Origin of the sequence: Amaricoccus sp. (assembly GCF_036846665.1) — a bacterium.
GTDB lineage: Bacteria > Pseudomonadota > Alphaproteobacteria > Rhodobacterales > Rhodobacteraceae > Amaricoccus.
This window is the reverse complement of the sequence record NZ_DAIUBO010000014.1, coordinates 1-22244: the sequence shown is the minus strand read 5'-3', so window position 1 is coordinate 22244 and position 22244 is coordinate 1. Positions and strand designations below refer to the sequence as shown.

The 22244-nt window shown below is 69.7% G+C and carries 22 protein-coding genes; 9 read left to right on the top strand and 13 right to left on the bottom strand.

What is annotated here, in order from left to right; translation table 11 throughout:
* Genes V7050_RS02675 through V7050_RS02665 form a run of 3 tightly spaced genes read right to left on the bottom strand, consistent with a single transcriptional unit; the run spans nt 1 to nt 3440 of the window.
* On the bottom strand, nt 1–1032 hold the full coding sequence (locus V7050_RS02675; RefSeq protein WP_324374951.1) for an ABC transporter substrate-binding protein: 1032 nt from the start codon (nt 1030–1032) through the stop codon (nt 1–3).
* Nucleotides 1033–2067 carry a LacI family DNA-binding transcriptional regulator gene (locus V7050_RS02670; protein ID WP_324374953.1) on the bottom strand — a complete coding sequence of 345 codons (1035 nt, stop codon included), beginning with the start codon at nt 2065–2067 and terminating at the stop codon, nt 1033–1035. It abuts the gene before it with no gap.
* Nucleotides 2068–2087: 20 nt separating this feature from the next.
* Nucleotides 2088–3440 carry an amidohydrolase gene (locus tag V7050_RS02665; RefSeq protein WP_324374955.1) on the bottom strand — a complete coding sequence of 451 codons (1353 nt, stop codon included), beginning with the start codon at nt 3438–3440 and terminating at the stop codon, nt 2088–2090.
* Nucleotides 3441–3620: 180 nt separating this feature from the next.
* Between V7050_RS02665 and V7050_RS02660 the strand changes: the two genes are divergently transcribed.
* Nucleotides 3621–3833, top strand: coding sequence for a hypothetical protein (locus tag V7050_RS02660; RefSeq protein ID WP_324374957.1), 213 nt, complete (start codon nt 3621–3623; stop codon nt 3831–3833).
* On the top strand, nt 3830–4015 hold the full coding sequence (locus V7050_RS02655) for a hypothetical protein (protein ID WP_324374959.1): 186 nt from the start codon (nt 3830–3832) through the stop codon (nt 4013–4015). Before V7050_RS02660 ends, V7050_RS02655 begins: the two co-directional genes overlap by 4 nt.
* Nucleotides 4016–4230: 215 nt before the next feature.
* Here the strand turns inward: V7050_RS02655 and V7050_RS02650 are convergent, their stop codons facing one another.
* From V7050_RS02650 to iolG, 3 genes are all read right to left on the bottom strand, one after another.
* A complete protein-coding gene (locus tag V7050_RS02650; protein WP_324374961.1) occupies nt 4231–5004 on the bottom strand; it encodes an SDR family oxidoreductase in 774 nt (257 codons plus the stop codon).
* Between the two features lie 297 nt (nt 5005–5301).
* Nucleotides 5302–6486 carry a Gfo/Idh/MocA family protein gene (locus V7050_RS02645; protein WP_324370299.1) on the bottom strand — a complete coding sequence of 395 codons (1185 nt, stop codon included), beginning with the start codon at nt 6484–6486 and terminating at the stop codon, nt 5302–5304.
* Nucleotides 6483–7475 carry an inositol 2-dehydrogenase gene (gene iolG / locus V7050_RS02640; RefSeq protein ID WP_324370297.1) on the bottom strand — a complete coding sequence of 331 codons (993 nt, stop codon included), beginning with the start codon at nt 7473–7475 and terminating at the stop codon, nt 6483–6485. The genes V7050_RS02645 and iolG overlap by 4 nt, the downstream gene beginning before the upstream one ends.
* A 185-nt stretch (nt 7476–7660) precedes the next feature.
* Between iolG and thiD the strand changes: the two genes are divergently transcribed.
* Both thiD and hslV read left to right on the top strand, forming a co-directional pair.
* On the top strand, nt 7661–8473 hold the full coding sequence (thiD, locus tag V7050_RS02635) for a bifunctional hydroxymethylpyrimidine kinase/phosphomethylpyrimidine kinase (RefSeq protein WP_324370295.1): 813 nt from the start codon (nt 7661–7663) through the stop codon (nt 8471–8473).
* Nucleotides 8474–8830: 357 nt separating this feature from the next.
* Nucleotides 8831–9388, top strand: a complete 558-nt coding sequence (gene hslV, locus V7050_RS02630; RefSeq protein ID WP_324374963.1) for an ATP-dependent protease subunit HslV — start codon at nt 8831–8833, stop codon at nt 9386–9388.
* Nucleotides 9389–9469: 81 nt separating this feature from the next.
* On the opposite strand, the gene V7050_RS02625 is transcribed toward hslV, so the two are convergent.
* On the bottom strand, nt 9470–10333 hold the full coding sequence (locus V7050_RS02625; protein ID WP_324368045.1) for a hypothetical protein: 864 nt from the start codon (nt 10331–10333) through the stop codon (nt 9470–9472).
* Nucleotides 10334–10784: 451 nt separating this feature from the next.
* On the opposite strand from V7050_RS02625, the gene hslU reads away from it, so the two are divergent.
* Complete coding sequence (hslU, locus tag V7050_RS02620; protein WP_324368047.1) at nt 10785–12092, top strand: ATP-dependent protease ATPase subunit HslU; 1308 nt, start codon at nt 10785–10787, stop codon at nt 12090–12092.
* A gap of 14 nt (nt 12093–12106) precedes the next feature.
* On the opposite strand, the gene V7050_RS02615 is transcribed toward hslU, so the two are convergent.
* From V7050_RS02615 to bhcR, 5 genes are all read right to left on the bottom strand, one after another.
* Nucleotides 12107–12274, bottom strand: coding sequence for a hypothetical protein (locus tag V7050_RS02615; protein WP_324368049.1), 168 nt, complete (start codon nt 12272–12274; stop codon nt 12107–12109).
* A gap of 193 nt (nt 12275–12467) precedes the next feature.
* Nucleotides 12468–13679, bottom strand: coding sequence for an MFS transporter (locus tag V7050_RS02610; protein WP_324410215.1), 1212 nt, complete (start codon nt 13677–13679; stop codon nt 12468–12470).
* Between the two features lie 25 nt (nt 13680–13704).
* Nucleotides 13705–14532, bottom strand: coding sequence for a purine-nucleoside phosphorylase (locus V7050_RS02605; RefSeq protein ID WP_324368053.1), 828 nt, complete (start codon nt 14530–14532; stop codon nt 13705–13707).
* Nucleotides 14529–15839 (bottom strand): amidohydrolase, encoded by a 1311-nt coding sequence (locus tag V7050_RS02600; RefSeq protein WP_324368055.1) that lies wholly within the window; start codon nt 15837–15839, stop codon nt 14529–14531. Before V7050_RS02600 ends, V7050_RS02605 begins: the two co-directional genes overlap by 4 nt.
* A gap of 58 nt (nt 15840–15897) precedes the next feature.
* On the bottom strand, nt 15898–16752 hold the full coding sequence (bhcR, locus tag V7050_RS02595; protein WP_324368057.1) for an HTH-type transcriptional regulator BhcR: 855 nt from the start codon (nt 16750–16752) through the stop codon (nt 15898–15900).
* 202 nt (nt 16753–16954) lie between these two features.
* On the opposite strand from bhcR, the gene bhcA reads away from it, so the two are divergent.
* The 4 genes from bhcA (at nt 16955) to bhcD (ending at nt 21494) form a co-directional block, all read left to right on the top strand.
* On the top strand, nt 16955–18151 hold the full coding sequence (bhcA, locus tag V7050_RS02590) for an L-aspartate--glyoxylate aminotransferase BhcA (protein WP_324368059.1): 1197 nt from the start codon (nt 16955–16957) through the stop codon (nt 18149–18151).
* A 10-nt stretch (nt 18152–18161) separates the two neighbouring features.
* Nucleotides 18162–19115, top strand: coding sequence for a beta-hydroxyaspartate dehydratase BhcB (gene bhcB / locus V7050_RS02585; RefSeq protein WP_324368061.1), 954 nt, complete (start codon nt 18162–18164; stop codon nt 19113–19115).
* Nucleotides 19116–19130: 15 nt separating this feature from the next.
* Nucleotides 19131–20297, top strand: a complete 1167-nt coding sequence (gene bhcC / locus V7050_RS02580; protein ID WP_324368062.1) for a 3-hydroxy-D-aspartate aldolase BhcC — start codon at nt 19131–19133, stop codon at nt 20295–20297.
* A 225-nt stretch (nt 20298–20522) separates the two neighbouring features.
* The gene (bhcD, locus tag V7050_RS02575) at nt 20523–21494 is read left to right on the top strand and encodes an iminosuccinate reductase BhcD (protein ID WP_324368064.1); all 972 of its coding nucleotides are present in this window, start codon (nt 20523–20525) and stop codon (nt 21492–21494) included.
* Nucleotides 21495–21862: 368 nt separating this feature from the next.
* Here bhcD and V7050_RS02570 read toward each other — a convergent pair whose 3' ends face one another.
* On the bottom strand, nt 21863–22165 hold the full coding sequence (locus tag V7050_RS02570) for an I78 family peptidase inhibitor (protein ID WP_324368066.1): 303 nt from the start codon (nt 22163–22165) through the stop codon (nt 21863–21865).
* Nucleotides 22166–22244 lie beyond the last annotated feature (79 nt).

Below are 22244 nucleotides of genomic sequence, written 5' to 3'. Positions count from 1 at the left end.
TTACCGGACGACGGTGCTGTTCCAGGTCTCCAGCCAGGCGTCACGGTTGTCGAGGATGACCCCGGGATCCATGAACACCAGGCTGTCGATGAGATCGGCGCCGACCGTCAGCCCTTCGGCGGCCTCGGCGGACACCTCCACCGTGTCGTTGACCGGGCTGTCGATCAGGGCCTCGGCCAGCGCGAGCTGGATGTCGTGGGAAAGCCAGAAATCCATGAACTGCAGCGCGAGCTCGGCGTTCTCCGCCGGGATGCCCGTGGGCATGATCATCACGTTCATGTCGCCGAACTGGCCCTCTTCGGGCTCGGCCCATTTCATGTCGAGCCCGTTGTCCCTGAAGCGGCTCCAGGCGAAACGGCCGACCGGTGCGGCCCAGACCTCCTCCTGCTGAACGAGCTGGGCGAGCTGCGAGGAGCGCAGGTAGAAGGTGGCGATGTCGTCGGCCTTCTCGCCCACCAGCTTCATCGGCGCCTCGAGCGAGAGGTCATCGTCGCCGATGGCCTTGCCGATCATCCAGAGCGTGCCGGGTCCCTGGTTGGTGGTGATGTCGGGCAGCGACACATATCCGGCCAGTTCCGGGTCCAGCAGATCGGCCCAGCTCTGGATGTCGACCTTGTCGGCGCGATAGACGATCGAGGTGGCATAGACCGTGTAGCCGACCGCCTCGCCATTGCCGAGCGGGTCCTTGGCGATATCGAACAGGTCCCCGTAATTGCTCAGCTTCGACGTGTCGATCTTCTGCAAGAGCCCCTTGCGCGACAGCGCCAGCGCGTCGTGCACCGACATCACCGCCATGTCGATGACCGGGTTTTCCTTGTTCGCCTCGATCTTGGACATCCGCTCGACCGAATTGCCGGTCTCGACGACGAGCTCGCAATCGCAGATCTCCTCGAAGGGATCGTAGACCAGCTCCTTGAATTCGTCCTGAGCGAATGCATAGACCGAGATGGTCAGGGTCTTGTCCGCCGCCATGGCCGGTGCGGCGCAAAGCGCGCCGATTGCGGCTGCCGCGGCGTATCTACCTGTTTTCATTCAGTTATTCCTCCTTGCTAGCTGTTTGACGGTCTCTCGCCGGACGAGATGCATGGGAACGACTTGGCTTTCGACCGGCGCCCCGTTGTTGATGAGCCTGGTGAGGCCCAGGATCGCGCGTTCGGCGATCTCGGCATCGGACGTGCCGATGGTGGTCAGCGCCGGGCTGATGATCCCGGCGAAGTCCAGATTGTCGAAACCCACGAGGCTGTAGTCCTCGGGCAGGTTCAATCCGGCCTTGCCGAGCTCGGTCAGCAACCGGAGCGCGATCATGTCGGATGTCGCGGCGATCGCCGTGGTCCCGTCACGGATCAGGCGCACGACATCGGGCGCGTCCTCGAGCCAGAGCTCCCACAGCTGCGCGTCGGGGGCCGCGGCCCCGATCATTCCGCCGATGCGAGTCCGCTGAACCAGCGAGGTGCGCGTCTCGCCGACACAGAGAATCCGGCGGTGCCCGGCCTCCTGCAGATGTCCGATCGCGATGGCTCCGCCGCCCGCATGGTCCGCCGAAACGACGTTCTGAGCCGACCCCAGCGCGTCGATGACGGCGACCGGAATGGGCTGGGGACCAACCTCGGTGCCCTTGCGCGGGATCACGATGATCCCGTCAGAGCCCAGCTCCACCAGGCGCTTCATCGCCTCGTTCTGCTTGGCGGGGCTGTCGTGGCTGTCCGCGATGAGCACGCCGAAATCATGCTCCTCGGCGGCCATGACGATCGAACGGGCCATGCGCGGGAACAGCGGGTTGGCCACGTCCGGAATCACCAGGCCGATCACCTGCGAGCGGCCGGTGCGGAGTGCCTTGCCCATCGGATTGGGGGAATAGCCGAGCCGGTTGGCCTCGGCCTTGATCCGCGCGACCATCTCGTTCGAGACGCGCCCCTTGCCCGACAAGGCCAGCGATACCGTCGCCGCGGACACCGACAGATTGCGCGCAATGTCACTCAGCCTCGGTTTCACCGCCTCTACCCCTCCGGTCAAACGATTACCCAACCGTTCTGGGCCGTCCATCAGCAGATTAATCGTTTTACCCATGAGGCAAGCCGAGGCAAAAATCAAGCTTGGCCTTGTGCCTTCCCCAGAATCTCCCGCACGATGTGCTCGAAAATCTGCCGACCGATGGCCAGGGAGCCTTCGTCGATGTCGAAATCGGGCGCGTGGTGCGGTGCAGGGATGTCCGAACCGATGATGAAATAGGCGCCGGTGCCGCCGTTCTCCTGAACCCGGCGAATCAACTTCGAGGCATCGTCGCCACCTCCGATCGGCCAGCTGTCCACAAGCTCGATCCCCGGCAGAGCCCGCACCGCCCGCGCCACCGTCTCGACCGCCTCAGGACTGTTGAAATTCCCCTCCAGGCGCGACACCACGCGCATCGCCGAGGTAACGCCCTGCATGGCCGCGGAAGCGGCGACGATCTCTTCGGCGCGCGCCATCATGTAGGCATGGCCGGCCTCGGATTCGGCGCGCACCTCCATCATCAGGTCGCAGCGGTCGGGAATGATGTTGAACGCGGTCCCCGCGGTCATGCGCCCGACATTGACGAAGGTCTCCTCGCCCGCGACGCGCGAGATCGCATGCAGGTTGCCGGCCGCGGTGGCGCCGGCGAGCAGCGCGTTGCGGCCCTCCTGCGGCGCCATGGCCGCATGCGAGGGCCGGCCGTCGAAACGCACTTCGATCTTGCTCGACCAGAGAAAGCCGGTGGCGCTGGCCGCGACCTTTCCGGATTCGAGGAAACAGCCGAGATGCGCGACGAATATGTGATCGACGTCGTCGAGGATGCCCGCGTCGATGACCGGCTGCGCCCCGCGACCGCCTTCCTCCGCGGGCTGGAAGATGAAGCGAAGCGTGCCGGCCAATCCCTCCGCCTGCGCCAGCGCGGCGGCAACGCAGACACCGATCGCCACATGACCGTCATGCCCGCAGCCGTGCATTCGTCCCGGCCGGGCGGAAGCGAAGCCGCCGTCGCGCGGTGCGTGGCCGCCCCGGTCGGTCTCGTCGAGCGCCAGCGCGTCCATGTCGAACCGCAGGGCCAGGACCGGCCCGTCGCCGAACCGCTTCTCGGCGACGACCGCGGTCAGCCCTCCGGCCATCCGCTCGATCCACCGCGCCACGCCGCCATGGGCGAGCGCATCGGCCTTGCCCTCGTTCTCGATCTCGGCGGGCGGCGGACTGACGATCGATGCCGGCGCCATGGCATCGCGCCCGGTGCGGACCGAATATCCGATCGCCTCGAGGCTTTCGGCAATTCGCGACGCCGTACGATACTCGAGAAATGCCGTCTCCGGGTAACGGTGCAAGTCCCGTCGTATTGCAATCTCGGGCGCATTGCTCTGCGTGAAATGGTCGGAAGAGTAGGTCAAGATCGCGGGTCCTCTCGGTACGGCAAGGCTCGATCGTGGCCGCTCCATGCGGCAGAGGCAAGGAGCGTCGGGGCATGCCGCCAAGGGTTCGCCGTGCCGGTGTCATCGGTCGGGCATTGGCCGACCACACGGGTCGGATCCGGCATCCCGCATCCGCCGGTCACAGTCAGGCGCCTGCTGACATTGCCGCGACAGGACAGGATGCACACCCAGCGAGGAGGGACCGAGATGACGAATTCCGACGGTGCTGCATGGACCGCGAGACGGCGGGTGAAGGCGGTCCTGGCGGGACAGAGGCCCGATCGCGTTCCGGTCAGCGTCCGGCCGCACAATTTCGCCCGCGAACAGAAGCCCGAGGATCTGATCGCCGAAACCCTGCGCCTGCAGGAGAAACCCGATTCCGACGGCCTCGAGCCGCAGTCGCCGGTGCATTCGACATGATGCAATCGAACCCGCAGGCGCTTCACAGGGCACTCGGCGCGATCTCCGGGACACTGGCGGATCTTGTGGAGCAGGTCGTGGAGGCCGGCGTCGACGGCCGCTCCTGCGCCTCGAACGCCTGCAACACCCCCAATACGCGTTCGATGCCGGTCGGGCGATCTTCTCGCCACGTGCGGCCGTGACGGGCCGTGGGAGCTGATCGGATGCCTTCCTGGCGGGGATTCCGGCCTCGCGGGAGGGTCGTCGGGCGGTGTCCCAGACCCGTCCCCATGGGGACAGGCGGCAACCTGCTGATATTGAAGACCTATTTCGGCGTTCAGGCGCCGTTAACCCTGTTGATGGGAGGCCCGGCCATGCCAGTGGCGGGGCCGGCGACGTTCCACCGCATCGGCCATGGTCAGAGCGAGGCCGTGATGCCGCCGTCCACGAAGAGCGTATGGCCGTTGACGAAGCTCGAGGCATCCGAGGCGAGGAAGATCGCGGCGCCCACCAGTTCCTCCACCAGCCCCCAGCGGCCGGCCGGCGTGCGCTTGGCGAGCCAGGCCGAGAATTCCGGATCGCCGACGAGCGCGGCATTGAGCGGCGTGTCGAAATAGCCCGGGGCGATGGCGTTGCATTGCAACCCGTGCTTCGCCCAGTCGGTGGCCATGCCCTTGGTGAGGTTGCCGACCGCGCCCTTGGTCGCGGTATAGGGCGCGATGTCGGGGCGGGCGAGCGCGGTCTGCACGCTGGCGATATTGACGATCTTCCCGGCGCCGCGGGCGATCATGTGCCGCGCGCAGGCCTGGCCGACGTGGAAGACGCTGGCGACATTGGCCTGGAGCAGGCGCTCGAAGGCCGCCGCGGGGAAATCCTCCAGCGGGCTCCGGTATTGCATCCCGGCGTTGTTGACCAGGATGTGGATCGGCCCGTGTTCGGCCTCGAAGCCGTCGATGGCGCTCCGGACGGCCTCGTGGTCGGTCGCATCGAAGGGGAGCTCGGCCACGTCGCAGCCCTGCTCGCGCAGCGCGGCGGAGGCTTCGGCGAGCCTCTGCGCATTGCGGCCGTTGAGGACGATCGCCGCCCCCGCCGCCGCCAGCCCGCGCGCGAGGGCGAAGCCGATGCCCTGGCTCGACCCGGTCACGAGCGCGCGCCGGCCCGTCAGGTCGAAGAGATTCGTGCCTTGCTGCAAGGGTGCCTCCGGGGTTTCGGCCCGTCCGATGAGCCGGTTCGTGGATGGTATCGATAGCATCTGGCGTCAAGGCCTGCGGTTACCGGCCTGAGGGCGACCGCTATTGGGAGCTATTCTTTCTTGTTCGGCCGTCCCAAAGCAAGATGAGGGCAGCGCCCGGCCCGGCGGGTGCGAAGCGCCCGCGTCGTGCCGGAGCACGCCTTCGGCGTGACGGGGCGGGGCGGGCGCTGCCCGGCGGTTCCCGCCGGGCGGGATGGTGAAACCAGGCGCGTGCGAAGGCCGGAGCCGGGACCGGCGTCAGGCCTCGTCAAGGCCGACCCAGCGCCTTTCCCGCGAGGAAAGCTGCGCGGCCTCGATCACCCGCTGCACCTCGTAGCCTTCGCGAAAATCCGCGAAGGGCCGGTCGCCGCCGGCGATCGCCTCGAGAAAGCCGCCCACTTCGATCGTCTTGAGGTCGTTGAAGCCGATCTGATGGCCGGGAGCGACGCAGAAACTCCCGTAGGGCGGGTGCTGCGGCCCCGCCGCGATGGTCCGGAAGCCGTTGCGCGCGCCGTCGCTCTCGACCCTGAAATATTGCAGCTCGTTGAGGCGCTCCTGGGTGAAGACGAGCGCGCCCTTCTCCCCGGTCACCTCGAATTCGAGCTGCATCGTGCGACCGGTCGCGGTCCAGGTGGCCTCGATCGTGCCGCTGCAGCCGCGTTCGAAACGGACGAGCAGGCGCGCCTGGTCGTCCACCTCGACCGGCCGCCGCTCGCTCGATCCGGGCGCGACGGGCCGCGCGGGGATGACGGTCTCCACATCGCCGCAGACCCGATCGATCGGCCCGAGCAGGAAGCGCGCCATGTTGACGATGTGGCTGCCGAGATCCATCAGCGCGCCGCCGCCGCCATCGGGCGCCAGGCGCCAGGTCCAGGGCGTCCCGGGATCGCTCATGAAACCTTCGGCATGGATGCCGCGAAATCCGGTGATCCGGCCGAGCTCGCCCGCGGCGATCATTTCGCGGGCCAGCGCGAGGATCGGATTGCGGATGTAGTTGAAGCCGACCTGGGTCACCACGCCGGCGCCTTCGGCGGCCGCGAGCATGGCATGCGCATCGGCGAGCCTGGTCGCCAGCGGCTTCTCGCAATAGCAATGCTTGCCGGCATCGACGGAAGCGAGGGCGATCGGGGCGTGCAGCGCGTTCGGCGTGGTGATCGAGACCGCCTCGATCGCCGGATCCGCGACGACGGATTTCCAGTCGCTGGAATGGCGCCGGAAGCCCAGGCGGTGCGCGGCATCGGCCGCCTCGCTCGCGCCGGCGCCGACGATCGTGTCGAGCACCACCGGCCGCGGCAGCTCGAAGATGCCCCCGACCATCCGGTAGCCGAGCGCATGGGCCTTGGCCATGAAGCCGGTGCCGATCACGGCCACATGCAGCGGCGCGCCGGCCGGCGCCGCTGGCCCGGCCCGGCCGCCGGCGCCGAAGAGCACGTTCGCCGTCATGGCGCCACCCTGACCGGCAGGCCGGTCTCGCGCGAGCGCGTCGCCGCATCCGCGAGCTTCAGGGCCTTCACCCCGTCCGCGCCGCCGGGCTCGGGCCTCGTCCCGGTCCTGAGGCATTCGAGGAAGGCGTCGAGCTCGTTCCTGTAGGCGGCGGCGTAGCGCTCGAGGAAGAAATGGAGCACCGGCGCCTGCAGGAAGCCGGCCTCGGTGGCCTGTTCGACGGTGGTCTCGTGGAGGTTGCCGGTGCGCAGCAGCCCCTTCGCGCCCAGCACCTCGACCCGCTGGTCATGGCCGTAGGTCGCCCGGCGCGAGAGCGAGATCTGGCAGATCGCGCCGGAGGCGGTGCGCAGGAGCACGGCGGCGGTGTCGATGTCCCCCGCCGCGCCGATCTCCGGATCGACCATGCAGGATCCGAGGGCGAAGACCTCCGTGGGGTCCTCGCCGAGCAGGAAGCGCGCCGCGTCGAAATCGTGGATCATCGAATCCCGGTAGAGCCCGCCGGAGCGCGTCACGTAGCTGACCGGCGGCGGGGCGGGGTCGCGGGAGGTGATCGTGATGATCTCGATCCTGCCGATCGCCCCCGCGCGCAGCCGGCGCGCGAGGGTTCCGAGATGCGGGTCGAAGCGCCGCTGGAACGCGAGCATCAGCGGCACGCCGGCGGCCTCGGCCAGGGCGACCGCCCGTTCGGCGCGCGGGACCGAGAGGTCGATCGGCTTTTCGCAGAAGATCGCCTTGCCGGCGCGGGCGCAGCGTTCGATCAGGTCGGCATGGGTATCGGTGGGCGAGCAGATCAGCACCGCGTCGATCCCCTCGCCGTCGATGATCGCGTCGAGGCTGCGGACCTCGGCCTTCGTGCGCGTCGCCAGCCGCTCCGCCGCGGCGGGATCGGGGTCGGTGAGCGCGACGAGACGCGCGTCGGGATTGGCCGCGGCATTGGTGCCGTGAATGATCCCGATGCGGCCGGCGCCGATGAGTCCGAGACGCTGCATGGCAATTCCCCCCTGGGTGACCGGGCCTTCGGCCGGAAGGTCCGGATTCATGTCGCAGACATCGCCCGGCTTGACCAGCGCGCTCGCAGGCGGGCGCCGTCTTGCATTCCCCGGCGGGAGGATCGAAACACGGGGGCGCGCGCCGGCGGGGCGCGGCGGATCGTCCGCGAAGGGGGTGCCGGGTCATGATCGCCAATGTCCTCAGCATCGCCGGCACCGATCCCACGGGCGGCGCCGGCATTCACGCCGACATCAAGACGGTCTCGGCCCTCGGGGCCTATGCCATGGCGGCGGTGACCGCGGTGGTGGCGCAGAACACGCGCGGCGTCCGCTCCTTCGTCGCCCTCGATCCCGATTTCGTCGGCGAGCAGATCGACGCGGTCTTCGACGACGTGCGGGTGGATGCGGTCAAGGTCGGCATGGTGGCCAATGCCCGCATCGCCGAGACCATCGCGGGGCGGTTGAGGCGCCACGCGGCCCGCAACGTCGTGCTCGATCCCGTCATGGTGGCCAAGAGCGGCCATCACCTGCTGGATCCCGAGGCGGTTTCCGCGATCCGCGAGCATCTGGTGCCGCTCGCCACCGTCATCACCCCCAACCTTCCCGAAGCCGCGGTCCTGCTCGGCGCCGACGAGGCCTGGAGCCTGCCGCGGATGCGCGAGCGGGTCGGCGACCTATGGGGCCTCGGCCCGGACTGGGTCCTGCTCAAGGGCGGCCATCTGGACGGATCGGAGGAAAGCACCGACCTGCTGCACGGGCCATCGGGGACGATCGCGTTTTCGGCGCCGCGGATCCGTACCCGGAACGACCATGGCACCGGCTGCACGCTCTCGGCCGCGATCGCGGCGCTCCTGCCCACGCGTCCGGTCGAAGAGAGCGTGCGCGAGGCCAAGGCCTATATGCACGACGCGCTTGCCGCCAGCGGGGCGCTGGAGGTCGGCCAGGGGCATGGGCCGCTGCACCATTTTCACCGGCTTTGGGGCGGCCGCCCCCTGTAGAACGACATCCGGGTGAATCGACCGGCCGGGGATGCCTCCGGGGAACTGCATCCTGCCAGGCGGCCTCGTCGGCCCGAATCCCTCAAGCGCCCGGCGCACCCTCCCGCCCGCCGGGCCGCATCCGCATCCGTGTTCGGGTCAGGGGCATTCCGGCCGCCGCGGGCGATCCGCCGCGACCAGGGTGTCGGCGTGGACCCTGAGGTCGCGCATCACCGCGGTGAGGACCGCCTTCCCCCGGCCTGCCCCGCGCGGCGAGGCGGTCGCGGAAGAAAGAACGCGGTCCGGAAGGGCCGGCCGCCGCCCTCTGGCAACAGGCCACCGCCGACCGTATATGTCGCCCGACTTCGGGAGAGGGCCATGAGCAAGGACGAGCGTTTCCCCGGCTGGCACGGCACGACCATCGTCGCCGTGCGCAAGGCCGGCAGGGTGGTGGTGGCCGGCGACGGGCAGGTGAGCCTCGGCCAGACGGTGATCAAGGGCGGGGCGCGCAAGGTGCGCCGGATCGAGCCGGGCGGGCATCCGGTGGTCTGCGGCTTCGCGGGCTCGACGGCGGATGCCTTCACCCTGCTCGAGCGGCTCGAGACCAAGCTCGAGGCGGCACCGGGCCAGCTCGCCCGCGCCGCGGTCGATCTCGCCAAGGACTGGCGCACGGACAAGTACCTGCGCAATCTCGAGGCGATGCTGATCGTCACCGACGGGCGGGATCTGCTGGTGATCACCGGGGCGGGCGACGTGCTCGAACCCGAGCACGACGTGACCGCCATCGGCTCGGGCGGCAATTTCGCGCTGGCGGCGGCCCGGGCGCTCTACGACAGCGATCTCGACGCCGAGGCGATCGCCCGCCGCGCCATGGCGATCGCCGCCGAGATCTGCGTCTACACCAACACCAGCCTGACCGTCGAATCCCTCGGGTAGTGATCGCCCGCCTTCGGGGGCGGACAGCGCTGGCGGCGCGGCACGGCCAGAACGCGGCCGGTCCGCGCCCGTGGACCCGCCTCAGAAGATGCGCCGGCGGCGGATCTCGACGCCGGCGGTGCCGTTCCGGTTCGGGCTCTTGTAGTGGAGCGTGACCGTCGCCTTGCCTACCACCTTGAACACCGCGCCGACCGCGTCGAGCGGCGGTTCCTTCGCGCCGTCGACGGAAACCTCGATGATCCCGCCGGCGGGCGGGCTCTCGGTGGCGAAGCGGAAGGTCGTCACCTCGCCGGCCTTGGCCTCGAAGTCCCGTGGCGTGCAGTGGCGCAGTCCCTCCGCGTCCGGCGCCGCAGCCGTCACGCCGATGGGGGCGAGCAGCCCGTCGATGGCGAAGAGTTCCTCGACGAGGAAGCGGAAGCGCCGCGGCGACAGCTGGCCGCGCAGGACCAGCACGAAGGCGCCGACGATGATCAGCGCCTTGGAGATCGTCGCGAGCCCTGGCCCGACCCCGGCGGAGACGCCGGCGAGCGCCTCGAAACGCCGGGAGATGTCGCAGCGACCGAGCGTTCCGGCATCGAGCGAGACGAGCTGCGCCACCCCGTGCAGGTCCTCCGGCGCCACCGCCTGGAGATTGTCGGCGAAGACGCGCTCGTCGAAGCCGGTGTCGCGGCTGCCGGTCAGCGCGACGGCCACCTCGGCGATGTCGAGCATCGTCCCGAGGCGTTCGGTCACGTAGCCGAGCGTCTTGATGTCGGCGGTGGTGAAGCCCTCGCCGCCGCCGCAATCGAGCGCCAGCGCCAACGTGTCGCGGACGCGGGCGGCACGGGTCGTCACCTCCGCCCGGGTGCCGCCGCTGGCCGGAATGCGCGGCAGGATGGCGGCGAAGCGGTCCACCGCGGCGATGAACGCGCCGCCGGCCGAATGAGAATCGGTGAAATCGGACATTCTATCGTTCTCCGTTGTGCGCCTCGGGCGGCCCGATCGAAGCCGGGGCGCCTCGGCGCGTTGCTGCAATGCAAGGGATGCAGGGAGCTCGACGGATTGCCCGCCGGCCTGCCACCCCTCACATCCCTGAACGGAGCGCGGACCCACTTCGGATGCAGGGCCGGAGGATTTTTTTTCGGTCGCGGCGCCCTGCGCGCTGTCGTCGGGCGGTTGTGCCCTGCAAGGCTCACCCTGCGGTCCGGGACCGATGCCGGTGGCGAGGGCGTCGCGTCGGCGGCTGGCGGCTGGCCCCTCGCCCCCGCGGCGGTGGCGGGTCGTCGGGGGCCCCGGTTTTGCATTCCTCCTCACGAAAATGTAGCCAGCCGCGCGCCTGTGCCCCTCGCGGGCCTTGCGCCGTCGCCGGAAAGGCATAGGTCCGCCCGGACCGCCGAGCTTTGGGAGGACCGGACCGTTGAGCGAACTGACCCCGCGGGAGATCGTCTCCGAACTCGACCGGTTCATCATCGGCCAGAAGGATGCCAAGCGCGCCGTCGCGGTGGCGCTCCGCAACCGCTGGCGCCGCAAGCAGCTGCCGGACGACATCCGCGAGGAGGTGTACCCGAAGAACATCCTGATGATCGGCCCCACGGGGGTCGGCAAGACCGAGATCTCGCGCCGGCTGGCGCGGCTCGCGCGGGCGCCGTTCCTGAAGGTGGAGGCGACGAAGTTCACCGAGGTCGGCTATGTCGGCCGCGACGTGGACCAGATCGTGCGCGACCTCGTGGATGCCGCCATCGTCATGGCGCGCGAGGACATGCGCGAGGCGGTCAAGGCCCGCGCCCATGCCGCGGCCGAGGAGCGGGTGATCGACGCGCTGGCCGGCGACGGCGCCCGCGAGCAGACCCGCGACATGTTCCGCAAGAAGCTGCGCGACGGCAGCCTCGACGACAAGGAGATCGAGCTCGAGGTGGCCGATACCTCCAACCCCTTCCCGATGCTCGAGATCCCCGGCCAGCCCGGGATGAACATGGGCGCGCTCGATCTCGGCTCGATCTTCGGCAAGGCGATGGGCGGCCGCAAGACGCGCCGGCGCATGACGGTGGCGGCCTCCTACGAGCTCCTGATCACCGAGGAGGCCGACAAGCTCCTCGACCAGGAGGCGGTGACCCGCGCCGCCGTCGAGGCGGTGGAGCAGAACGGCATCGTCTTCCTCGACGAGATCGACAAGGTCTGCGCCCGCGCCGAGACCCGCGGCGCCGACGTGAGCCGCGAGGGCGTGCAGCGCGACCTGCTGCCGCTGATCGAGGGCACCACGGTCTCGACCAAGCACGGACCGGTGAAGACCGACCACATCCTGTTCATCGCCTCGGGCGCCTTCCACATCGCCAAGCCCTCGGACCTGCTGCCCGAGCTCCAGGGCCGGCTGCCGATCCGGGTGGAGCTGCGCGCGCTGACGGAAGGCGATTTCGTCCGCATCCTGACGGAGACCGACAATGCGCTGACCCGGCAATACACCGCGCTGATGGCGACCGAGAAGGTCGAAGTGACCTTCACCGAGGACGGGATCGCCGCGCTGGCCGCGATCGCCGCGGAGGTCAATCGCGCGGTGGAGAACATCGGCGCCCGCCGGCTCTACACGGTGATGGAGCGGGTGTTCGAGGATCTGGGCTTCACCGCGCCCGACCGCTCGGGGGATGCGGTGACGGTGGACGCGGCCTTCGTCGAGCAGCACCTCGGCGAATTGAGCCGGTCGGTGGATCTCAGCCGCTACGTGCTCTGAGGATCAGGCGAGGATCAGGCGTCCGCCCGCACGATCGTCCAGACGGAGAGCAGCGCGAGCGTGAGCGACCCGCTCAGGGAATAGAGCACCAGAGCACCCAGCAGGCTCCATCCGCCCAGCAGCGCGGCTGCCGCCACGAAGATCGCTGTGAGGATCGAGAGCAGGAGCTGGCCTATGAGCATCGCGTCGCTTTCCGGTGGCTGCTTGTCATATGGGCAGGCGAGTCGGTTTCCGCAATTAACCCGCGCAAGTGTTAACAAACTACTACGTGACCGCGTCGGCGCGCATGTCCGATCCTGGGATCCCTAGGCGCTATCCGAGCCTTCGGACCGGGGCACCTGCCCCGTTGGGCTGCATTCCGCAGGCTTGTTCAACCTACAGGCGATCTAGCGTGGCGTCCACCGATTCGCGACCCATCCGGAGGAGGCGCCGCATCGCCTCGACGCCGAAGGCCGGCCCGAGCGCCATCAGCGCCAGCGTCGCCGGCCAGCCGAGTCCGGCGGCGACCCATGGCACCGCCTGCACGGTGAAGAAGGTCAGGGTGAAGCCCAGGGCGGTCTGGAAGGTCATCAGGCTGCCGGCGCGCTCGGGCGGCGCCGCATCGGCCACCAGCGCCGAGAATTGCGCCGAATCGGGGATGACCGCGGCACCCCAGAGCAGGATCAGCACCGCCGTCAGCTGCCAGACGCCGCCGAAGCTCGCCGCCGTGGCGAGGCCGGCGGCGCCGCTCGTGAGCATCGCGCCCTGCGCGACCCGCGCCTTGCCGATCCGGTCGGCGACCCAGCCCGCGGGGATGCAGAGCAGCCCGCCGAGCGCGATGGCGGCGAAGCTGACGAGGCGCGCGGCATCGGGCGCGGCGGCGCCGAGCCCGGCGGCGAAACCCGCGGCCGCCGCGGCGCCGATCCAGGCCCAGAAGGCATAGAGCTCCCACATGTGGCCGAGATAGCCCGCATAGGCCAGGCGCAGCCGGCGATTCGTCCAGGCCAGCCGCAGGGCGCCCGGATCGAGGCTCGCGGCGCGGGCATGGAACGGCCCGAGGCCGGCGCCGAGGCCGAGCATCCCGCCCGCGGCGGCGAGGCCGGAGGCGAGCAGGGCGGTCGCCCGCCAGTCCGGCCCGCTGAAGAAGGCGAGCAGATGCGGCAGCGCCGTGCCGACGGTCAGGGATCCGACGAGGATGCCGACCAGGAGGCCCCGGTCCCGGGTCCCCCAGCCGACGACGATCTTCATCCCCACCGGATAGACGCCGGCGAGGCAGGCGCCGGTCAGCGCGCGCAGGCCGATCTGCGCCGCGCCGCCGACCGGGGTCACGAGCAGCGCCGCATTGGCGGCGGCGGCGACGAGCGCCGAGCCGGCCAGCACCCGGCGCGGATCGAAGCGATCGGCCGTGCCATGCACCGCCAGCGCCAGCGCGCCGACGACGAAACCGATCTGGACCGCGCTCGACAAGGCCGCCGCCCGCCCGGGCCCGACACCCGCCTCCGCCACGAGATCGGGCAGGATCGCGGCGGAGAGCAGCCAGAGGCTCATGGTCATCACCTCCGCCAGCGCGAGAAGCGCGACGCTGCGCAGCTTGCCCGGCGCGCTCACTTGCCCCGCCCGCCCGCGGCGCGGCTCATGCCCCGGCGAAGAGCCGCTGGAGGAGTGCTGCGATCGCCGCGCCGGCGGTCGCGGCATTGGCCAGGATCTCCTCGATGCTGTCGGGCGCCTGGTCGGGGCCGCCCGCGGCCGCGTTCGAGATCGCGGAAAGCCCGAGCACGGGCAGCCCGGCATGGGCGGCGGCGATCACCTCGATCACCGTCGACATGCCCACGGCGCTGCCGCCTGCCGCGCGCAGGAACCGCCGCTCGGCCGAGGTCTCCAGCGACGGCCCGGCCACCGCGGCATAGATCCCCCGCCGGAGCGGAACGCCCGCCGCTTCCGCCGCCCGCAGCGCGGCCTCGCGCAGCGCCGGGTCATAGGCGCGCGAGAGATCGGGAAAGCGCGGGCCGAGATCGGGCTCGTCCGGGCCGGTCAGCGGATTGGCCCCGGTGAAGTTCAGGTGATCCTCGATCAGCATCACCGCGCCGGGCGCGAGGTCCGGGTCGAGCGCACCAGCGGCATTGGTGACGATCAGCCGCGCCGCGCCCAGCCGCGCCAGCAGATAGACCGGGAGCGCGATGTCGCGGGCGGACCAGCCTTCGTAGAGATGCAGGCGCCCCTGCATCAGCGCCACGCGTCGCCCGAAGAGACGCCCCGTCACCAGCCGCCCGGCATGGCCCGGCGCGGTGGAGACCGGGAAGCCGGCGATCTCGCCATAGGGAACGGCGGTCGGCTCCGCCAGGCGGTCGGCGAGCCCGCCGAGACCCGTTCCCAGGATGATCCCGGCCTCGACCGGCGCGCCGACCCGGTCGCGAAGCGACGCATGGGCGGCGGCGACGCGCGCGGCCTGCGACCCGGTCACGGCGCCACGCTCGCCGCGATCGCCGGCACGAGGTCGCGCACGGCGTCGAGCGTCGCTTCGATGTCGTGCAGCAGCAGGGTGCCGTCGCGCACCACCTCGACGCCGCCGACATAGACGCGGCGAACGTCGGACCGGGCGCAGGAATAGACCAGATGCGTCAGCGGATCGAAGAGCGGCACCGCATGGGCGCGGCCGAGGTCGATCAGGATCATGTCCGCGAACTTGCCCGGCTCGAGCGCGCCGATCCGGTCGGCGGCACCGAGGGCCGCGGCCGCGTCGCGGGTCACCATGTCGAGCACCTGCCCGGTCGCGACGGCGCCGGCGTCGAGCGTGGCACCCTTGTGCAGCACCGCCGCCAGCCGCATCGCCAGCCACATGTCGAGATCGTTGCCGGAGATCGCGCCGTCGGTCCCGAGCGTGACGCGCACGCCGGCCGCGAGCATCGCCGGCACCGGGGCGATGCCGCTGGCGAGCTTGAGGTTCGAGAGCGGGTTGTGCGAGACCGTGGCGCCGGTCCGCGCGAGGATCGCGATCTCCTCCTCGTCGAGCCAGACGCAATGCGCCAGCACCGTCCTGGCGTCGAGCAGGCCGAGCGCATCGAGATGGCGGATCACCGAGGCGCCGTAGCGCGTCTCGATATCCGCGCGCTCGGCCCGGGTCTCCGCCGCATGGGTGCAATAGAGCCCGCCGCGCGCCGCCGCGAGCGCCTTCGATTCCGCGAGATGCTCGGGGCCGACGGTATAGCTGCCATGGGGGAAGCAGCCGGCCAAGACGTCCGGCGCATCGGCGAAATCGTCGAAGAAGGCGGCTGCCTGCACCATCCGCTCGGCGGCGCCGAGCCCGTCGATGCCGGGGCCGTCGAAGAAGATCCCGCCGGTGGCGACGCGCATGCCGAGGTCGCGCGCCGCGGCCACGGTCTCGCGCGGGTGCCAGAACATGTCCATCACCGTGGTGACCCCGCCGAGCAGCAGCTCCGCCAGGCCCAGCGTGGCGCCGAGCCGCACGGTCCGCGGATCCAAGGTCGCGGCCTCCGCCTTCCAGACCTTGCGGAGCCAGGGCTCGAGCGGCAGGTCCTCCACGAGGCCGCGAAAGAGCGAATCCGCCGCGTGGCAATGGGTATTGATGAGGCCGGGCATCAGCAGCATGCCGCCGCCATCCACCACCGAGCGCGCCTCCGCGCCGATCTCTTCCGCCGTGCCGACGCGCGCGATCCGCCCCCCCGCGACCGCCACCGCGCCCTCGCGGATCACGCGCCGCTCGGCATCGGCGGTCACGACGACGGCATTGCGCAGGATCAGATCGAACATGGCCCGTCCCGCCATCCCTGTTGCGAGGTCAGGAGCTCACACCCGCCGCCTCCGGCTGTCAACGGGCGCGGCGGCGCGGGGCATTGGCCCGCCGTTCCGGCGCGGTGCCGCCGATGGCCTCGGTGATCCGGTCGGCGGCATCGCGCACCTGGGTGCCGATCTCCGTCGCGCGGGCATGGGTCACCCGCAGCGTCGGCCCGGAGATCGAGATCCCGGCGACCGGTTCCCCGAACTCGTTGAAGATCGGCGCGGCGATGCAGCGCATGCCGTCGGTGTATTCCTCGTCGTCGAGCGCCCAGCCGCGGCCGCGGATCACGGCGAGTTCCTCGAAGAGCCGGTCGTTGTCGGTGAAGGTGCGGCCGGTGAAGGCGGTCAGCGCATGGCCGCGCATCAGCCGTTCGATCACGTCCCGCGGGTAATAGGCGAGCAGCGCCTTGCCGATTCCCGAGGCATGGATCGGCCCGTGCGATCCGGGGCGAAAGAAGGCGCGGATCGGCTCGTGCGTCTCCACCTGGCTGAGGAACATGACGTCGCCGCCGTCGGCGATGGCGAGATTGGCGGTCTCGCCGGTCAGCGACATGAGCGCATGCATCGCCGCGCGCGCCTGCTCCACGAGATTGGACCGGCCGAGGAAGGCGCTGCCGATGCGGAACGCCTGCTGGCCGACGAACCAGAGCTGGGTGGCGGGCTGGAACTCGACCATGCCATGGGTCTCGTAGGTCGAGAGCACCCGGTAGACGGTGGCGGGCGATTGCCCGGAGGCCTCGGCCAGCTCGGTGAGCGACATGCCGTCGCTGGCGGCAAGGGTCTTGAGGATGTGCAGCGCCCGGTCGAGCGCCTGGATCGTGGTCGATTCGGCGGCTGCGGCAAAGGCGCGGGGACGGCCGCGGCTGCGCTTCTGGGAGGGGTCCATGCCGGGCTCCGACGGTGTCTTGCCGTCGGCCCCGGTGCGGCTATTTTTGGTCGTCCCGGTATCCTTCGGCCGATGAAAAACGATTCGTCTCGACATTGCAGGAGCATAGGGCATTTCCGGGGCTATGAAAAACTATTTCAAAAAAATTGCACGCCAAAAATGACACTGCTATAGAGTTCGGCGAACAGACGGAGGAGCGTTCATGTCCAACCAGAACCCGGTCTTCATTCCAGGCCCGACCAACATCCCCGAGCGCCTTCGCCGCGCCATCAGCCAGCCGACGATCGACCATCGCTCGTCGAGCTTCGGCACGATGTTCAAGCCGCTCTTCCCCGGCGTCAAGAAGGTGCTCAAGACCGAGACCGGTGAGGTCATCATGTTCCCCGCCACCGGCACCGCCGGCTGGGAATCGGCGATCTCCAACACGCTGTCGCCGGGCGACAAGATCCTCGCCTGCCGCCACGGCATGTTCTCCCACCGCTGGATCGACATGTGCAAGCGCTGGGGCCTCGACGTCCAGCAGCTCAACGCCCCCTGGGGTGCCGGCGCGCCCGCGGCCGATTTCCAGGCCGCGCTCGAGGCCGACAAGAACCACGAGATCAAGGCCGTTCTCGTCACCCATAACGAGACCGCGACCGGCGTGCGGTCCGACGTCGCCGCCGTGCGCAAGGCGATCGACGCGGCCGGGCACCCGGCGCTCCTGCTCGTCGACGGCGTCAGCTCGATCGCCTCGATGGACTTCCGCATGGACGAATGGGGCGTCGACGTCGCCATCACCGGCAGCCAGAAGGGCTTCATGCTGCCCGCAGGGCTTTCCATCGTCGGCGTCAGCCAGAAGGCGCTGAAGGCCATGGAGACGGCCAAGCTGCCGCGCTGCTTCCTCGACTGGCGCGACATGCTCAACACCAACCCCAAGGGCGGCTTCCCCTACACGCCCCCGGTCGGTCTCTTCTTCGGCCTCGGCGAGGCGCTGAAGATGATCGAGGAGGAGGGGCTCGAGAACGTCTTCGCCCGTCACCACCGCATGGCCGAGGGCGTGCGCCGCGCGGTCGACGCCTGGGGCCTCAAGCTCTGCGCCCATTCGCCGGATCTCTATTCCGAGACGATCAGCGCCATCCTCGTCCCCGAGGGCCAGGACAGCACCAAGCTCGTGGTCCACGCCGCCGACAAATACGGCGTCGCCTTCGGCATCGGCCTCGGCGAGGTCGCGGGCAAGGTGTTCCGCATCGGCCACCTGGGCAGCCTCACGGATGTCATGGCGCTTTCGGGCATCGGCACGGCCGAGATGGCCATGGCGGACCTCGGCTATCCGATCGAGCTCGGCTCCGGCGTCGCGGCGGCCCAGGAATACTATCGGAACTCGGCCGCGGCCGAGCCGAAGCTCGCCAAATCCGCCTGAGGGGGTCCGAATGTACATTCCGACCTTCGCCGACGTGGAGGCGGCGCACGAACGCGTGCGCCCCTACATCCATCGCACGCCGGTTCTGACCTCGTCGTTCCTGAACGACATGACCGGGGCCGAGCTGTTCTTCAAATGCGAGAACTTCCAGAAGGCCGCCGCCTTCAAGGTGCGCGGCGCCTGCAACGCGGTCTTCAGCCTGCCCGACGACATGCTGGAGAAGGGTGTCGCCACCCATTCCTCCGGCAACCACGCGCTCTCGCTCAGCTACGCCGCCGGGCGGCGCGGCATCCCCTGCAACGTGGTCATGCCGCGCACCGCGCCGCAGGCCAAGAAGGACGCGGTCCGCGGCTACGGCGGCAAGATCACCGAATGCGAGCCCTCGACCTCCTCGCGCGAGGCGGTCTTCGCCGAGATCCAGGCCGCGACCGGCGCCGATTTCGTGCATCCCTACAACGACCCCCGGGTGATCGCCGGCCAGGGAACCTGCTCGCGCGAGCTCGCCGAACAGGTCGAGGGGCTCGATGCGGTGGTCGCGCCCATCGGCGGCGGCGGCATGATCTCGGGCACCTGCCTGACGCTCTCGACCATTGCGCCGAAGATCCAGATCTTCGCCGCGGAGCCGGAGCAGGCGGACGACGCCTACCGCAGTTTCAAGGCGGGGCACATCATCGCCGACGACGCGCCGGTGACCGTGGCCGACGGGCTCAAGGTGCCGCTCAAGGAGCTGACCTGGCATTTCGTCTCGACCTATGTCACCGACATCCTGACCGCCAGCGAGCAGGAGATCATCGACGCGATGCGGCTCATCTGGGCGCGCATGAAGATCGTCATGGAGCCGTCGAGCGCGGTGCCGCTGGCGACCATCCTGAAGAACCGCGACCGTTTCGCCGGCAAGCGCGTCGGCGTCATCATCACCGGCGGCAATGTCGATCTCGACAAGCTGCCCTGGCTCAAGGCCTGAAGGGAGGGAAAACTCATGAACGCACCCGTGAAATTCGACGGGCTGGAAGTCGGCTTCGACGTGCCGGCCGTGCCGGGGATGGACGAGAAGGACATCCAGACCCCCTGTCTCATCCTCGACCTCGACGCGCTCGAGCGCAACATCAAGAAGATGGGCGACTACGCCAAGGCGCACGGCATGCGCCACCGGGCGCATGGCAAGATGCACAAGTCCGTGGACGTGCTGCAATTGCAGATGGATCTGGGCGGCGCCATCGGCGTCTGCTGCCAGAAGGTCTCCGAGGCCGAGGTCTTCGCCCGCGCCGGCGTCAAGGACATCCTCGTCTCCAACGAGGTCCGCGACCCTGCCAAGATCGACCGCCTCGCCCGCCTGCCCGGGATCAGCGGCGGCCGGGTCATCGTCTGCGTCGATGACGTCGCCAACATCGCCGATCTCTCGGCGGCGGCGCAGAAGCATGGCGCCACCCTCGACGTCTTCGTCGAGATCGACTGCGGCGCCGGGCGCTGCGGCGTGACCACCACGCCGGCGGTTGTCGAGATCGCCAAGGCCGCCGACTCCGCGCCGGGCCTGCGCTTCCTCGGCATCCAGGCCTATCAGGGTGCCATGCAGCACATGGACAGCTTCGAGGACCGCAAGGCCAAGCTCGACGCCGCCATCGCCCAGGTGAAGGACGCCGTCGAGGCGCTGAAGGCGATCGGGCTCGAGCCGGAACTGGTCTCCGGCGGCGGCACCGGCAGCTACTACTTCGAATCGAATTCGGGCGTCTTCAACGAGCTGCAGTGCGGCAGCTACGCCTTCATGGACGCCGACTACGGCCGGATCCACGACGAGAACGGCAAGCGCATCGACCAGGGCGAATGGGAGAACGCGCTCTTCATCCTGACCAGCGTCATGTCCCATGCCAAGCCCGACAAGGCGATCTGCGACGCCGGGCTCAAGGTCCAGACCCTCGATTCCGGCCTGCCCTTCATCTACGGCCGCGACGACGTGAAATACATCAAGTGCTCCGACGAGCACGGCGTCATCGAGGATCCCAAGGGCGTGCTGAAGGTCAACGAGAAGCTCCGCCTCGTGACCGGCCATTGCGACCCGACCTGCAACGTCCACGACTGGTACGTCGGCGTGCGGAACGGCAAGGTCGAGACGGTCTGGCCGGTCTCGGCCCGCGGCAGGGCCTATTGAGCCCCCGGGGCCCGCTCGCGGGGCCCCGAGACTCCAGGAACCGACGCGATGCGCCGACCGGCGCATCGCAGGCAATCGGCATCGCGCGCCCCTGCGCGCATGTCCCGGCCGCCGCGGCGGCCCGCGGCCGCGAGGCCATCCCGTCACGCGGATCGAGCGTCCTTGATCCGCTCCGAAACAGAACGTCAGCCGGATGTCCTCCGCGCTGAGCACCGGAGGAACCCCATGATCATCGTTCCCGAAAAGGCCTGTCCCGAGCTGATGACCCTCGATGCGGCGGTGGAGGCGGTGGAAGCCGTCTTCGGCGCCATGGCGCGCGGCGATGCCTACAACTTCCCGGTGGTGCGCGAGGCGATCGGCCATGCCGATGCGCTCTACGGCTTCAAGGGCGGCTTCGACCGCGCCGGGCTGACCCTCGGCGTGAAGGCGGGCGGCTACTGGCCGCACAACCTCGAGCGCTACGAGGGGCTCGGCAACCACCAATCCACCGTCTTCCTCTTCGATCCCGACACCGGGCGGCCGGTGGCGGTGGTCGGCGGAAACTACCTCACCGCGGCGCGCACCGCGGCGGCGAGCGCGGTCTCCATCCGGCACCTGGCACGCAAGGATTCCAAGGTGCTCGGCATGGTCGGCGCCGGCCACCAGTCGGCCTTCCAGATGCGCGCCGCGGCGCAGCAGCGCGATTTCGAGCGGGTGGTGGGCTGGAACTTCCATCCCGAGATGCTCTCGCGGCTCGCCGATACCGCCGCCGAGCTCGGCCTGCCCTTCCAGGCGGTGGAGCTGGACCAGCTGGGCGCCGAATCGGACGTGATCATCACCATCACCTCCAGCAACTCGCCGATCCTCAAGCGCGAGCATGTCCGTCCGGGCACCCATGTCGCCTGCATGGGCACCGATACCAAGGGCAAGCAGGAGGTCGAGGCGGAATTGCTCGGCGCCGCGGAGGTCTTCACCGACGAGGTGGCGCAATCGGTCTCGATCGGCGAGGCGCAGCACGCCATCGCTTCCGGGCTCATCGCCGAGGGCGACATCGCCCAGATCGGCGCGGTGGTGAACGGCACCCATGCGGGAAGGTCCTCGGCCGAGGCGATCACGCTCTTCGACGGCACCGGCGTCGGGCTGCAGGACCTGGCGGTGGCGGCATCGGTGGTCCAGCTGGCGCGCGCCGCCGGCAAGGCGATCGAAGTCGAGTTCTGATCCCGACGGCCCTTCCGCCCAGCGGGCCGCGCGGCCCCTGGGCCGAACCCGGGGACAGGCAGGAGGCCGCGCGCCCCGCGCGGCCCGCACCACATGCCCCCGGACCGAAAGGGCGGGGGGGGGGGGCAGTTTCACCGGCGGCCCGATCGCCACGGGTCGATCGGGCTGAGGATCCTTGGCCCGTGCGGGGTGAGGGTCGACGGCGCGGAGCCGCTAAGGTGATACCGACAACCGGTCACGGCCTGGCACGAAGATTCGTTGAGGCCAGGTTAACGCGGCGAGAGAAGTCAAGCGATATCAGTTACATAATGATGTGAGCGCGCGCGCTCACATCCATGCTCGTGGCTTCCGAGGCGATCCTCGCTGCTTCAGCCGCAATAGATCTTCGAGATCGTGTCCGACTTGTCGACCGCGATGTTGAGCCGGCCGGGGACGAAATCCATGGTCGCCGGGGTGGTCGGGAAGAGCACGCGCTTGTCGTCGGGCAGCGCGACGTCGTTCAGCGCGTCGATGCGCTGTCCGACATAGGCCTGATAGGCCTCCGCCCCGCAGCTGCCGTCGCCCGCTACGACTTCCGCGGGCCCCTCGGGCACCGCGGCGCCGGGGATCTGGTTGCAGGCGCCGAGCGCGAGCAGGAGGATCAGGGCGGAGCGCGGGGCTTGAAGGGACATGAAGCGGATCTCCTGAAGTTGCGGGCCGAGACAAGCACGCCCGCCGCGGGCGGGCAAGGGGCCGCGTCGGCACGGCGGG

What these genes read in the sequence shown, in the direction of transcription:
- V7050_RS02660 (WP_324374957.1), top strand. Translation starts at nt 3,621, where the DNA reads ATGACGAATTCCGACGGTGCTGCATGGACCGCGAGACGGCGGGTGAAG.
- bhcA (WP_324368059.1), top strand. Translation starts at nt 16,955, where the DNA reads ATGTCCAACCAGAACCCGGTCTTCATTCCAGGCCCGACCAACATCCCC.
- V7050_RS02655 (WP_324374959.1), top strand. Translation starts at nt 3,830, where the DNA reads ATGATGCAATCGAACCCGCAGGCGCTTCACAGGGCACTCGGCGCGATC.
- V7050_RS02675 (WP_324374951.1), bottom strand. Translation starts at nt 1,032, where the DNA reads ATGAAAACAGGTAGATACGCCGCGGCAGCCGCAATCGGCGCGCTTTGC.
- bhcC (WP_324368062.1), top strand. Translation starts at nt 19,131, where the DNA reads ATGAACGCACCCGTGAAATTCGACGGGCTGGAAGTCGGCTTCGACGTG.
- V7050_RS02625 (WP_324368045.1), bottom strand. Translation starts at nt 10,333, where the DNA reads ATGTCCGATTTCACCGATTCTCATTCGGCCGGCGGCGCGTTCATCGCC.
- bhcR (WP_324368057.1), bottom strand. Translation starts at nt 16,752, where the DNA reads ATGGACCCCTCCCAGAAGCGCAGCCGCGGCCGTCCCCGCGCCTTTGCC.
- V7050_RS02615 (WP_324368049.1), bottom strand. Translation starts at nt 12,274, where the DNA reads ATGCTCATAGGCCAGCTCCTGCTCTCGATCCTCACAGCGATCTTCGTG.
- V7050_RS02670 (WP_324374953.1), bottom strand. Translation starts at nt 2,067, where the DNA reads ATGGGTAAAACGATTAATCTGCTGATGGACGGCCCAGAACGGTTGGGT.
- V7050_RS02600 (WP_324368055.1), bottom strand. Translation starts at nt 15,839, where the DNA reads ATGTTCGATCTGATCCTGCGCAATGCCGTCGTCGTGACCGCCGATGCC.
- bhcD (WP_324368064.1), top strand. Translation starts at nt 20,523, where the DNA reads ATGATCATCGTTCCCGAAAAGGCCTGTCCCGAGCTGATGACCCTCGAT.
- hslV (WP_324374963.1), top strand. Translation starts at nt 8,831, where the DNA reads ATGAGCAAGGACGAGCGTTTCCCCGGCTGGCACGGCACGACCATCGTC.
- iolG (WP_324370297.1), bottom strand. Translation starts at nt 7,475, where the DNA reads ATGCAGCGTCTCGGACTCATCGGCGCCGGCCGCATCGGGATCATTCAC.
- bhcB (WP_324368061.1), top strand. Translation starts at nt 18,162, where the DNA reads ATGTACATTCCGACCTTCGCCGACGTGGAGGCGGCGCACGAACGCGTG.
- V7050_RS02645 (WP_324370299.1), bottom strand. Translation starts at nt 6,486, where the DNA reads ATGACGGCGAACGTGCTCTTCGGCGCCGGCGGCCGGGCCGGGCCAGCG.
- thiD (WP_324370295.1), top strand. Translation starts at nt 7,661, where the DNA reads ATGATCGCCAATGTCCTCAGCATCGCCGGCACCGATCCCACGGGCGGC.
- V7050_RS02665 (WP_324374955.1), bottom strand. Translation starts at nt 3,440, where the DNA reads ATGGAGCGGCCACGATCGAGCCTTGCCGTACCGAGAGGACCCGCGATC.
- V7050_RS02570 (WP_324368066.1), bottom strand. Translation starts at nt 22,165, where the DNA reads ATGTCCCTTCAAGCCCCGCGCTCCGCCCTGATCCTCCTGCTCGCGCTC.